The sequence below is a fragment of the Aquimarina sp. AD10 genome (assembly GCF_003443715.1).
GTDB lineage: Bacteria > Bacteroidota > Bacteroidia > Flavobacteriales > Flavobacteriaceae > Aquimarina > Aquimarina aggregata.
The window spans coordinates 2,124,484-2,138,236 of sequence record NZ_CP031965.1 but is presented as its reverse complement, the minus strand read 5'-3'; the positions used below and the strand labels follow the sequence as shown (position 1 = coordinate 2,138,236).

Annotated in this window: 10 protein-coding genes; 4 read left to right on the top strand and 6 right to left on the bottom strand. The window is 31.8% G+C overall.

What is annotated here, in order from left to right:
• Positions 1–4: 4 nt before the first annotated feature.
• Entirely contained in the window at positions 5–2,995 is a 2,991-nt protein-coding gene (locus D1816_RS08975) for an amidohydrolase family protein (protein WP_118502346.1), read from the bottom strand.
• Between the two features lie 146 nt (positions 2,996–3,141).
• Here D1816_RS08975 and D1816_RS08970 point away from each other — a divergent pair, with 146 nt between their 5' ends.
• Positions 3,142–3,834: a hypothetical protein gene (locus D1816_RS08970; protein ID WP_066319547.1), complete on the top strand. Its 693-nt coding sequence runs from the start codon at positions 3,142–3,144 to the stop codon at positions 3,832–3,834.
• 10 nt (positions 3,835–3,844) lie between these two features.
• Here the strand turns inward: D1816_RS08970 and D1816_RS08965 are convergent, their stop codons facing one another.
• A complete protein-coding gene (locus tag D1816_RS08965) occupies positions 3,845–4,903 on the bottom strand; it encodes a DUF3810 domain-containing protein (protein WP_118502344.1) in 1,059 nt (352 codons plus the stop codon).
• A gap of 191 nt (positions 4,904–5,094) precedes the next feature.
• Here D1816_RS08965 and D1816_RS08960 point away from each other — a divergent pair, with 191 nt between their 5' ends.
• On the top strand, positions 5,095–6,555 hold the full coding sequence (locus D1816_RS08960; RefSeq protein ID WP_118502342.1) for an aminoacyl-histidine dipeptidase: 1,461 nt from the start codon (positions 5,095–5,097) through the stop codon (positions 6,553–6,555).
• A gap of 87 nt (positions 6,556–6,642) precedes the next feature.
• Here D1816_RS08960 and D1816_RS08955 read toward each other — a convergent pair whose 3' ends face one another.
• Genes D1816_RS08955 through D1816_RS08945 form a run of 3 tightly spaced genes read right to left on the bottom strand, consistent with a single transcriptional unit; the run spans position 6,643 to position 9,347 of the window.
• Positions 6,643–7,779 (bottom strand): peptidylprolyl isomerase, encoded by a 1,137-nt coding sequence (locus D1816_RS08955; RefSeq protein WP_066319558.1) that lies wholly within the window; start codon positions 7,777–7,779, stop codon positions 6,643–6,645.
• Positions 7,780–7,791: 12 nt separating this feature from the next.
• Positions 7,792–8,343 (bottom strand): gliding motility-associated peptidyl-prolyl isomerase GldI, encoded by a 552-nt coding sequence (gldI, locus tag D1816_RS08950; protein WP_066319560.1) that lies wholly within the window; start codon positions 8,341–8,343, stop codon positions 7,792–7,794.
• Entirely contained in the window at positions 8,340–9,347 is a 1,008-nt protein-coding gene (locus D1816_RS08945; RefSeq protein ID WP_118502340.1) for a bifunctional oligoribonuclease/PAP phosphatase NrnA, read from the bottom strand. Before D1816_RS08945 ends, gldI begins: the two co-directional genes overlap by 4 nt.
• A gap of 151 nt (positions 9,348–9,498) precedes the next feature.
• Between D1816_RS08945 and D1816_RS08940 the strand changes: the two genes are divergently transcribed.
• Together D1816_RS08940 and D1816_RS08935 are read left to right on the top strand one after the other, a co-directional pair.
• Complete coding sequence (locus D1816_RS08940) at positions 9,499–10,533, top strand: alkaline phosphatase D family protein (protein WP_118502338.1); 1,035 nt, start codon at positions 9,499–9,501, stop codon at positions 10,531–10,533.
• A 169-nt stretch (positions 10,534–10,702) separates the two neighbouring features.
• Positions 10,703–11,122, top strand: coding sequence for a nucleoside-diphosphate kinase (locus D1816_RS08935; protein ID WP_066319568.1), 420 nt, complete (start codon positions 10,703–10,705; stop codon positions 11,120–11,122).
• A 74-nt stretch (positions 11,123–11,196) separates the two neighbouring features.
• Here the strand turns inward: D1816_RS08935 and D1816_RS08930 are convergent, their stop codons facing one another.
• Positions 11,197–13,749 (bottom strand): FecR domain-containing protein, encoded by a 2,553-nt coding sequence (locus D1816_RS08930; protein WP_118502336.1) that lies wholly within the window; start codon positions 13,747–13,749, stop codon positions 11,197–11,199.
• Positions 13,750–13,753: the final 4 nt, after the last annotated feature.

Sequence of the window (13,753 nt, the reverse complement as noted above, 5' to 3'; positions counted from 1 at the left end):
TTTCTTAATGAATGGTTTCTATAGTTTCGCACTCAAAATGTTGCTTTTCTTTTTTCTTAGGAGGTTGTGTTTTTAAGCCGCTATTTTTGGCTTTTAATAGCATAGCAGAAAGTTTGTTTTTCTCTGCTGCAATTGATTTTCGCATTGCTTTGTCTTTATCAAGATCAAAATATATAGCACCTTCTATTATGGTTTTATCTGCTTTCGCATAAATAGATAAAGGATGATCGGTCCAGACTACCACATCGGCATCTTTTCCAACTTTGATACTGCCAACTCTATCATCAATATGCAATAATTTTGCTGGGTTTAGTGTAACAAATTTTAAAGCATCTTCTTCCGAGACTCCTCCATATTTTACAGATTTGGCAGCTTCTTGGTTTAATCGACGAGACATTTCACTATCATCACTATTTATAGCAGTCACTACACCTTGATTATGCATAATTGTTGCGTTGTATGGGATAGCGTCATTAACCTCATACTTATATGCCCACCAATCTGAAAAGGTAGAGCCACCAACTCCGTGAGCAGCCATTTTATCGGCTACTTTATATCCTTCTAAAATGTGTGTAAAAGTGTTTACTTTAAAATTAAATCTTTCTGCTACTTTTAGGAGCATATTGATTTCACTTTGCACATATGAATGACAACTAATAAAGCGTTCCTGATTAAGAATTTCGACAAGTGTTTCCATTTCGATATCTTTTCGATAGGGTTTACCGCTTTTTTTACGTTTTTCGTATGCTTTGGCTCGATTAAAGTAATCTACGTACAATTGTTCTACTCCCATTCTTGTTTGAGGAAAACGAGTTGTACTACCCCAGTTGCTTTGCTTTACATTTTCTCCAAGAGCAAATTTTATAAATTTAGGAGGGTTTTTATAGATAAGGTTTTTGGCATTCTCTCCCCATTTCAGTTTTAGAATAGCAGATCGACCACCTATTGGATTAGCCGAACCATGAAGTATCTGTATCGAGGTTACACCCCCGGCAAGATTTCTATAAATATTAATATCACTAGGAGAAACAACATCTTCTATAGTGACTTCTGCAGAAGAGTTATGTCCTGCTTCATTAATTGCATCTGCTGCAATATGCGAGTGTTCATCAATTACACCTGCTGTAACATGTTTTCCTGTAGCATCAATTGTTCTAGCAGTACTATCAGTAAGATTTTTTCCAACAGCAGCAATTTTTCCGTTTTTTAGTAATACATCTGTCTCTTTTAGAACTCCATCGGATTCGTTAGTCCATACGGTCGCATTTTTTAGTAACAGAGTTTCGGATTTTGGGAGTTGTAAATTGCCATAAGCAATGTTAGGGTAAGCTACAGGGAGCACTTCGGGTTGTTCTTTTTGTTCAGAAGTTTTTTCTTTCTCTTTATCAGAAGTCTCGTTAGGTTTCTTTTTTGCTGTAAAAGTTGTTTCTGCACCATTTGGAAGAATAGCTTTTCCTCTCCATAAATTTTGGTTTTGACCAATTGAAGTGACTACTCTTGTGTATTCAGTTTTAGTTGTATCAGTTCCAGTAAATGTTAGTGATACCCAATCATTTTTATAATTAATTTTAGACCCCAGTTTGATATCGCCAAATTTGATGTTAGCTTTCGGTTTATCTGGTTTTCCTGATATTGATAACTCATAGGTCTTTCCTGCTACAGTAAGATCGTAAGAGCCATTAATATCTTTTATAGTCATATCATTAACTACATTTTTATGACCTTGTACCCAATTTTCAAAAATGATATTATCTTTTGAGAAGAGTTCACCTTTGGTAATTAAGAAATTAGCATATGCTCCTTTTTTTAAACTACCTAGAAGATTACTTTTTCCTAAAATTTTAGCTGGTATTGTTGTTAATGCAGCAAGTGCCGTTTTTTTATCAAGACCATGATGAATAGCTTTGATAATGCGACTTTTAAAATCAGTAAGTTTTTTAAGTTTATGAGTTGTCAAAGAAAAAGAAATCCCGTTTTTTGATAGAACAGATGGATTTGTTGGTGCTTGATTCCAGTGACGCATATCGCCTAAGCTTACTAGATTTGACATATATGGATTTGATACGTCGTATGCTTCAGGAAAGTCAAGAGGAATAATATAAGTTGCATTTGTAGCTTTTACGCTATTAACTCGTGCATACTCATCTCCACCACCAACAATGGTATATTGTATATTAAATTGATCCCCGACCTTATCAGCTCTAAAGCCATTTATTCTGTTGCCGGCATCAAAAATTTGGGGTAAGTTTTTGTTTCTATCGAAAGCTTCTAACGATAAATCTTTTGTAGCGCTATTACCAGAAATATACCAGCCAGCATCATGATATACTTGTCTTAATAAAGCCATAGCCCCCATTAATGAGGTGGGATATACTTGTTTGCTTTTATTACTCTTATTAAATGAAAAAAATTGGGCAGAGCGATCACTAAGTAATCTTTCACCTTCACTACCGTTATTATTTAAAGCAATAAGTAATCCTGTGCCTCGAATTATACCATCTGGCATATGAGTATTTACTACTCCGAAACCTGCGTTAACATATTCTGTAGCTTTTTTAGTGTCATACTTAAAATCGGTAAGTGCATTAGTTTCTGGACGTATATGATCGTTCCAGTAATACCCTTCTCTGGTGGCTTCCCATTTTGGTTGAGCTCCTGGACTAAAAATGCTTCCGCCTTGTGCTTTTGGCTTTGTTATACCAAAATTGGTATATGGATCAATAAAAGAAGGGTAAATATGTTTTCCTTTAAGATCAATAACAATACTATTCTTTGGCATAGATATTGTTGCTCCTACTTGAACAATTTTACCTTTTTGTATTACTAATGAGGCGTTCTTTATTTCTGAATCTGGAGATGTGTGAATTGTTGCGTTTTTGAAAACAGTGTAGTTTACATCGGTAGATTTTACTCCATCGTTTTTAGGAAAATATTCCTGAGCATAAAAAGTAAAGCCACAACATATCACCATGATTGATGATAGAATTTTTTTCATATGGTTTGTGTAAAGTGTGTGAATAAGCTTTAAAGATAGCCGTTGCGGTATAAAAAGATAGAGAATTAATATTTTTTTAACAGCAATTGTTTTTTAATGATAAGTCAATTTCATTAATTACATTTCATATTAATAACTAGTTAGCCATGAGAAAAATCATTTTTATTGTAGCATTGACCTCCTTTTGTTTGTCTAATGCCCAACAATCATCATCAAATTCAAATAATGCAGTTGAATATAACACAACAACTAGGTCTGTGTTTTTAAGACCTCTGGCTTCTTCAAAAGTTACTATTACAGAGGAATCTGTTGCCGGGAGTAAATATTACAAAGAAACTTTTCTTATGGGGTCAGTTTATGTGAAAAATAAACTTTTAGGAAAATATAAGGTTAGATATAACGCTTACGATGATGAAGTGGAAGTTTTACAAAATGGTAAAACATCTGCTCTCCATTATGAAGAGGATATAACCGTTAATTTGGATGAGTATACTTTTAAAATTTTAAGAGATAACACAAACAAGAAAAGTTATTATGTTGATTTTCATGAAGGAAAAAATACATCATTGGTGTTACAGCCAAAAATTGTTCTGAAAAAACCTGTAGAGCCAAAGAATGGTTTTGGAGGAAAAATGCCAGCTACTTTCGATAAAGAGTATAAATATTTCATTAAAAATATAGCAGGTAATCTTATACCTGTGAAATTAAAGAAAAAGGAAGTCCTTCAAATATTAAGTAATAAAAAGAGCGAAATAGAAAAGTTTGCATCTTCAAACAAGCTTAGCTTTAAGAAAGAAAGAGACCTTGTTAAAATAGTTAGTCATTATAATACATTGTAATTTTGTCTTACTAAATTTTAAAATAATTAACCAGTAGTGCAACAACATAACTATATGTTTCTAGGCCGTCTGGTTGATTATTTGCTTTTAGATAGCTATCGTAAGTATCTTTAAAAATGGGTTCAAATGGATTTTCATAAGACTCCCAAAACTCGTTTACTTCTCTGTAATTTTTTCTAATACCAGGACGTAATTCTTCGATTAAACAGATTGCTTTTTGTTCATCACGAAGATATAAGTCGTTTAAACAAAATTTTAAGGCAAATGTAGTTCCACTATATTTAAAATAAATATCATCAAATTTGATTGTAGCCAAGGCTGCAATAAAATTCGCCTCATTTTCTTTAGCAAATCCTAATTGATGAGCTTCTTCATGACAACTTGTAGTTGGTGCTTTATAATTTAATATAAGTCCGTTTACTTGAGCTTCATTAGTAATAGGATTAAGGTATCCACTAAACCCCATATAAGTAAGTGGTAGACTTAGTATTGATTTTTTTATACTTTTTGGGTGATATTTTAAATCAGGAAATATTGTATTTAATTGATCATAAGCAGGAATTGTTTTTTGAAATACCTCTTCTTTAGAGTATGGCATTTTTACAGATAAACTATCATTAGGTTCTAATTGTTTGTGTAGCATATTTGCTTGCTTAATTAACTGATTAGAAACATCTATAAGTTCTTGTTCTGTATATTGATCATCAATTTTTAATATTTCATGAAGCGGTAGCCTATAATAATTCATTCCCCAAAGAATATGAAAACAAGCATATACGATAGAAAAAGTAGCTCCAATATCAAGAAAAACTTCTCTCCAGATAATTTTTCTAGTAAAGACTTTTGTAATCAAAAACCGTATAAGCATAATAATCAAAAAAGTATATAGTAAATCTCCAAAAGAAAACGGAATCCATCCAAAAACATAGCGCAATATTTTAGAAGTATATATAAAAAAACCATTACTATAAAAACGTTCGATAAATTCAGGAAAAAAGGAAAGAACCTTAACTAAAATAATTTGAATAGGAAGTGCTATTGTAAGTAGTAACTTTGTTTTAGACTGCATAGGGTAAATATATTTACAATTCTCTATTTAGAATGAAGAATTAAGATTTTTTTAGTAACGACTTTTATTCATGCCATTGGTTTCATTTTTTTTAGGCTAAAGCTAGTCCAGAGAAAACAATACTTTTGTGAAATTATATTGGGATTTGGAGTATAAAATTTAGAATTTCGTAGCATAAACATAATACACATATGAATTCAGAAATAAGAGAACTTGAGCCCAAAGCTCTTTGGAATAAATTTGCAGACTTAAATGCAGTACCGAGACCTTCAAAAAAGGAAGAAAGAGTAATCGCTTTTATGAAAGATTTTGGTGAATCTTTAGGATTGATAACAGAAATTGATGCTGTTGGAAATGTTTTGATTAAAAAACCAGCTACACCCGGAATGGAAGATCGTAAAGTAGTTGTTATGCAATCTCATCTTGATATGGTGCATCAAAAAAATGCAGATACTGATTTTGATTTTGATACTCAGGGTATAGAAATGTATGTTGATAATGGTTGGGTAAGAGCTAGAGGTACAACTCTGGGTGCAGATAATGGCCTAGGTGTGGCTACTATTATGGCTATTCTTGAAGCTGAAAATATCCAACATCCTGCAATTGAAGCCTTGTTTACTATTGATGAAGAAACTGGTATGACAGGAGCAATGGGGCTAAAAGGAGGATGGTTGCAAGGAGATATATTACTGAATCTAGATACTGAAGAAGATGATGAAATAGGAGTAGGGTGTGCAGGTGGAATTGATGTTACAGCCAGACGTACCTACAAAGAAGAAGCGGTAGAAAATGGAAAAGTGGGCTACAGTATTTCAATTACGGGCTTAAATGGTGGTCATTCTGGAATGGATATTCATAAAGGTTTAGGTAATGCTAACAAAATTATGACTAGACTTCTGTTTGATGGATTCGAAAATTTTGGCCTACAAGTAAGTGAAATTAGAGGTGGTAGTCTAAGAAATGCAATTCCTAGAGAAAGCTTTGCAACTGTTGTTGTAGATGCAGTACAATCTGAAGCTTTTGAATATGAGATGAAAGTATTTTCTAAAACTATTAAAGAAGAACTTTCCTTGGTTGAAAGTAATCTTGATATTATTATAACTAAAGTAGAGTTGCCTAAAAAAGTACTCGAATTAGGAGTGCAAGAAGGTATTTTAAAGGCAATGTATGCTGCTCATAATGGAGTGTATACGATGAGCTTGTCGATTCCTGATTTGGTAGAAACTTCAAATAATATAGCTAAAGTGACCATAGCCGAAGGAGAAATTACTATTGAATGTTTAACTAGAAGTAGTGTAGAGTCATCAAAAACAGATTTAGTTAATAAATTGAGAGCTACTTTTGAGTTAACAGGGTGTGAAGTAACAACTAGCGGAGATTATCCTGGATGGGCACCTAATATGCAATCACCTGTTCTTAAAGTTTTGGATAGAGTATATGAAACCTTAAATGGAGAAAAAGCACATGTAGCAGCATGTCACGCTGGATTAGAATGTGGAATTTTAGGCCAGAATTATCCTAATATGGATATGATTTCTTTTGGACCGACAATTTTAGGAGCTCATTCTCCTGATGAACGAGCAAGTATACCTTCTGCTCAAAAATATTGGAAATTCGTTTTAGAAATTCTAAAAGAAATCCCTAAAAAGTAAAAGTGTTTTAAGCGTTATACTTTAAGTTAAACTAAAAATGCAGCATGTTAACATGCTGCATTTTTAGTTTATTTTGATTTGAAAATATTAATTAGCTTGACTTTCTTCCTTTCGAATGTCAACTAAATCAATTTCAAAAATTAATTCACTATTTGGAGGTATTGGTCCAACACCTCTTTCGCCGTATCCTAAATGAGGAGGAATAAATAATATTGCTTTATCACCTACTTTCATTTTTTGAACACCTTCTTTAAAACCTGGGATCATCTGTGCATCTGGAGAATAAGACATTGGCATTGGTGCATATCCACCTTTTTTATCTCTATCTTCATTAAAGATCCCTAATTCTTTTGCTTTTTCAGGATTATTACTATCAAATACTCTACCGTCTGTAAAATATCCAACGTAGAAAATATTTACATAATCAGTAGGCTTAGGCTGTTCTCCATCCCCTTGATTAATAAAAGCAATTTCTAATCCACTTTCTAGTTTAGTAGTTTTACCTCTAAACTCTTCTAGTCTAGCTGCGCTTTTTGCACTCTGCTCTTTGGCTATTTTTTCTTTTTCAGCCTTTTCTTCTTCAATAGCTTTAAGTTTATCTATAAACTCTGCATTAGTATCAAAAGCTTTAGCATCAGATCCTTTTCTGATGATATTTACTTCTAACATTTTAATTTCGTTTTCAGGTTTATCACCAGGAGCAGTTTTTGTAGTTCCGATACTATCGATTACATCTTGTCCCATTACAATTTCTCCAAACACAGTATGTTTTCCATTCAACCATGGTGTTTCTTTTAATGTAATGAAGAATTGACTTCCGTTAGTTCCTGGGCCAGAATTAGCCATAGATAAAATTCCTTTTGACTTGTGAGAAAGAGAGTCTACGAACTCATCAGGAAATTTATATCCTGGATCCCCAGTACCAGTACCTAATGGATCTCCTGTTTGGATCATGAAGTCCTTAATCACTCTGTGGAAAATAATACCATTGTAATATTTTTTTCCTTTATATGTACTATCTACCATGCTATTCGTTCCTTCTGCTAAGGAAACAAAATTAGCTACAGTCATAGGTGTTTTATCATAATGAAGTTGCGCAACAGCTGAACCTTGATTTGTTACGATTTCTGCATAAATACCATCTTGTAATTCTGGGTATTTCTCATTACAACTATTTAAAGCAAGCGCAATAATGGCTAAGAATAAAAGATTTAGTTTTTTCATTTTTGTTATTAATTAATTTTTTGTTGTTGATTCTTGTGTGATTTTATTAAGTGTTACTTTAGTCTTTAACGGAATATTTGTGCCAATCTTATGATCATCACCATAATATCCATATGCTTGATACGATGGAAACAAAAAAGTTATAGTTTCTCCTTCTTTCATAAGCTTTAGACCTTCTCTTAATCCTAAAAAGAGTTCTTGTTTATCGATATGATATGTGATTGTATCTAATTCTTTTTGTGTGTATATTATATTTCCATTTAGATCTTGCACATTGTAATTGAAGTTTACAATATCTCCAAATTTGGGAGTGAGTACAGCCGTTGTATCTTTTTTAGTATAAAAATACCAGAACCCCCCTTGAGAGGTAATATAATCGTGCAAAGTGTCTTGGGCAATAATTTTTTGAATTCTCGCTTCTTCTTTTGAGGCAAGTTGTTTATTACGGTTAATAGATTCGTCAATAAAAGAACCTGATTTTATATTTACCGGTCTTCTGGCTTCAGGAGTTTTGCAAGAAGAGAATAAAAAGAGAAAGCAAAGTGTGTGAAATAGTATTCTCATTGATTCAAGGCATTTTTATAAGACGGTAAGATACTAATAAATTTATCAACAGTATCGGCTAGTGAAAGATTACTTTTACCACCAGAGGCATTATGATGTCCACCACCTTCGAAATGATTTCGCGAAAATTCATTTACAGAAAAATCACCTTTAGAACGTAAAGAGATTTTAATAATCCCCTCATTTTTATTTTCAATAAATATAAGTGCTAATTTTATTCCTTGGATAGAGAGCCCTAAATTTACAAAACCCTCTGTATCTCCTTTTTTAAAATTATGAGTATCTAATTCTTTTTGGGACATTGTGATATACGCCGTATTATAATCCGGTAGGACTTTTAAATTCTTTAAGGCTACCCCTTTTAATTGTAAACGAGATAAAGTATTCGTATCATAAATACTTTCATGAATACTTGTATTATCAGCTCCTCTATCTATCAAATCAGCTAAAACTCTATGTGTTGTGCTTGTAGTAGATCTAAATCTAAAAGATCCTGTATCGGTCATGATCCCTATATAAATGCAAGTGGCGATCTCGGCAGTAATTTGAGAAAGGTCTTCTAGCTTTTCAATAAAATGATAAATCATCTGACATGTAGAACTCATATCAGTATCACTGTACATATATGTCGGGTAACTATCAGGTTGCTGGTGGTGATCAATCATTATAAAAGTAGCTTCAGACTTTTGAAGAGTCTCTTCCATATCCCCACTCCTTGATAAATGATTATAATCTAACGTAAAGATAAGATCGGCTTCTTGGATTTTTGTTGTAGCAATTTCAGTATCCATACTAAATTTAATAATAGTATGCTCTCCAGGAATCCATTTTAAAAATTCTGGATATTCGTTGGGCATGATGACTGTAACATCATGTCCAATCCCATTAAGATAATGATACAATGCGAGACTAGATCCTATTGCATCACCATCCGGGTTTTTGTGAGCAGTAATTATTATTTTTTTAGATGAGTTTAATAACTCTTTTACTTCTTTAATATCCATAAGTCAGCGAATATACAAAAAGCTCTATAACCCCCAAAAAACCAACAATAAAATCAATAACCATAAGACTTAAATATGTTATGGTATAACCGTTGATTTAATATTAGGGTAATAGTATAAATCGTAATTTTAAACCATATAAATTAAGAATATGCAAAAAATAATGATTTTAGGAATTTTGTATGTGTTATCAATACAAATACATTTTGGTCAAGAGAAAAATGTGAGACCAAAAAACGTAGATTTTAGTCTTGTTTTTGGGAGTTGTAGTAAGCAAAATGTAGCTCAACCTTTTTGGAAAGAAATTCAAAAACATAACCCAGATCTTTTTATATGGGGAGGAGATATTATTTATGCAGATTCTAGTGATCCTAAAAAAATTCAAGAAGGATATAGTATACAAAATAACAATATAGCATATCAAAAAATTAAGCAATCAATTCCTATTATGGCGACATGGGATGATCATGATTATGGTAAAAATGATGCAGGTGCAGAATGGGAGTTAAAAAAACAGAGTCAGCAATTATTTTTGGATTTTTTAGAAATCCCGAAAGATAGCCCAAGAAGAATGCAAAAAGGAGTCTATCATTCCCAGCTTTTTGAGATAGATAAAGGCAATATAAAAGTAATAACATTAGATACAAGATATTTTAGATCCCCATTAAAAAAGAGTAATGTGAGCGATAGGCGTTATGTGCCATACGATAATAAAGAAGGTACTATACTGGGTGAGGAACAATGGCAATGGTTAGAAAAAGAACTAGAAAATAATTTTTCTGATTTCATTATTATTGTAAGCAGTATTCAATTTTTATCTTCAGAGCATGGTTTCGAAACCTGGGGTAATTTTCCGCATGAAGTTGAACGCCTTAAGCATTTATTGGTAAGTAAATCAGTGAGAAATGCCATCATACTAAGTGGAGATCGGCATATCTCTGAGTTTTCTACAATCAAAGTTAATGGGTTAAAGTATCCACTAATAGATTTTACCTCAAGTGGATTAACACATGCTTATACTAATTATAAAGGTGAATCGAATCAATATAGACTTGGCAATGTAATTGCTAAACCAAGTTTTGGAGTATTGTATTTTGATTTTGATACGTATACTGTTTCTATGCAGATGCGGGGTGATCACAATATTTTGTTGCAAGAGTTTAACAAACAATATCCTAAAGATTAATTTTTAAAACCTGATAATCTTTTATAAACATACTTTCTTATGATTATTCTTGTTTTTGATGCTTTTATATATACTTTTGCACAAAAATTTAAAATCAGGATATTTTATCCATAGAATAATTAAAAATATTTCTGAATTAATAAAGAAATAGATAATAAAAAATAATAAGATGGCAACAAACAGAACTTTTACAATGCTTAAGCCGGATGCGGTAAGAAAAGGATATATTGGTGCAATCCTTGAGCAAATTACAGCTTCAGGTTTTAGAATTGTGGCAATGAAACTAACAGAATTAACAACAAATGACGCTAAAGCATTTTATGAGGTTCATAAAGAACGTCCTTTTTATGGTGAATTAGTAGAATATATGACTAGTGGTCCAATTGTAGCTGCTATTTTAGAGAAAGAAAATGCTGTTGAAGATTTTAGAACATTAATCGGGGCTACCAATCCTGAAGAGGCAGCAGAAGGTACAATACGTAAAAAGTTTGCAACTTCTATTAGTGAAAATGCTGTACACGGTAGTGATAGTGATGAGAATGCTGCTATAGAAGGAGCTTTTCATTTCTCAGGAAGAGAGCAATTCTAGATTTAGAACATTATATAATAATATAAATAGCCTGTTTTTTAACAGGCTATTTTACTTTCAAGAAGTTGTAGTTTTTACCAAAAAACTCTGAAACTAATATTAGGAGTAATACCTAAAGAAAATATATCAGAGTTAATAAGTTGATTATTTAGTGAGTTTGTTGTTCTAAATTCTCTATTCAGAATGTTTTTTCTATCATATAGGTTTAATATAGAAAAACCAAGTCGATATTTGGTATTTGAACGTGTTCCGACTTTAAAATCATATATGGCAGAAAAGTCTAATCTATGATATATAGGAAGTGTGTTTCCGTTAATTTCATCAAATTCTATAACTACAATTTGCCCAGCACTATCTAGTCCTGTAGCATTGGTAAATGCTTTTCCGGTATGCCAAAGCCAACCTAAGGAAAATTGAAAATTTTTAAGTTTATAGAAATGTGACCATTTTACAGTATGTTCAATATTCCAGTTGCCCGGAAAAAATTTATCATCATTTATGTTTTCAAATTTATTTCTGGTATTGATGTACGAATAGCTTATCCATGTTTTATACTTTCGCCATCTTTTTTTTAGAAAAAAATCTAAACCTATAACACTACTTTCCCCATTTTGATATGTATTACTTGTAGGGTTTATAAAACCAGCAGTAAGCGATGTGATATCATTAATTTTTTTATAATAGGTATCAATATCAAGATACCATTTATTTTTTTTGAAACTGCTTCCAAGTGTAAATTGATAGCTAGAGATAATAGGAAACACATCATCATTAGCTAACGTCCAAACTTCATTTTCTAAAGTTAAATCACTAATAACAGATTCTTGAATTTGACTAGATGCTTGACTACGGTATTCTGCACTGGTATTAATTTCCAAGTTTTGATTAACATATTTTTGAATAAATATTCTTGGTTCTATAAAGGATTGATTTAGTTCGGTGTAATGATTTAAACGAAGACCAAGAGAAATATAAAAATTCTTTGGGTCTTCAAATTTGTATTCAGAATAAAAAGAATGAGTATTTAGAAAGCTATCATCTTCATCAAGAATTAGCTCGTATGATGGGGTAGTGGTAACAAATGCATATTTTGTGTTGTTATTAGAGTATTGATAACCAGCAGATAGATTTTGATAATCCGAGAATTTGTAATTTAAATGTAGTTCTGCCCCATAATCTGTAACAATGTTATCCTTACTTTCGATTTCTGTAAATACTCCTAGATTATTGGTTTGGAATTCATAATTTAAACGATATTTAGTATAATACCCACTGATGTCAAGAGAGATGTAATCAGCGTATTTGCTTTTCCATTTTATATTATAGCCTTCGTTTTCTGTAACGAGATCGTCGCTAAACGAATCTACATCATCACTTCTTTTAAAGTTTAAATCGTTTTTACTATAAATAGTGTTAATTTCTATTTTTTGAGTTTCTGACGGGTGGATAAGTATATTGGCGTTATAATCGGCAAAAAAGAAGTCGTTATCTTCATTTATTAATGGACTGGTTTCTGCAATTTTTGTATTTTGAAAAACCCTATCAGAAAACTTTTTATAGGTAAAAGTTTCTAGTACATCTGTATAAGACCGTCTGCCAGACAGTTGCAGCGATACCTTGTCTTTAATAATTGGTGTATGTATTACAGCGTCTGCATTTATCATATTAAGACCAGCACCTCCTGTGATGCTTTTTGCAATCTCTTGTTCTGATTTAATATCAATAACACCTGCGATTCTATCACCGTATCGGGCGCTAACTCCACTTTTAGAAAAATCTACTTCTTTAGCAACATAAGGGTTAAAAGCAGATAGTAACCCAAAAAGATGGCCTTGGTTATAGGTTTTAATACCGTTCCATAAAATTAAATTTTGGTGAGGTGTACTTCCTCTTACAAATAATCCTGTTGCTGTTTCATTAGGATTGTTTACTCCTGGTGTTAATTGTATACTTTGTAAAATATCTGGTTCTGTACGTCCAGGAAGTACCTCGATATCCTTTAGGTTTACATGAATTATCTTTTTATTTTGAGTGATTCCTTTGGCTAGATATTCTTCAATGAGTACTTCGTCGAGAATTTCCTCTTTGACATTAATTAAGTATATTTTTGAACATTCTTCATCTAAAAATGACTTTGAATTTAACACTCTTTGTCTAAATCCTGGAGCACTAATTAAAATAGCTGAGTTGTAGGGTACGTTTAAATTTTCGAAATAACCATTTTCGTTAGTGGTCAAATTCGTTCGAGTAGCTTTTAAGAAAATTCTAATGTCTTTAATTGGCTTTTGTGACTCGTCTAAAACATATCCACAAACAGAAATTATATCTTTTTTCTTAAAACTAGTTATTGTAACATAATTGTTACCCGTAAACTCAAATTTTAGGGATGTTTTTTGTTGTAATATTTGAAGTATTTCTTCTTTAGATTGTTTAGACAGTATAGTAATAGAGATGTTTTTATCATCAATTAATGCATCTAAATAAGAAAATTTAATATCATAGTGTTTCTCTACTACAGGTAATACTTGAGATAAGGCCGTATTTTTAAATACAATGGGAGCTGTTCTTTCTTGTGAAAAAACAGATATGCTCCATAAAAAAAGACAAACACATAAAAGTCTTATCATGCTA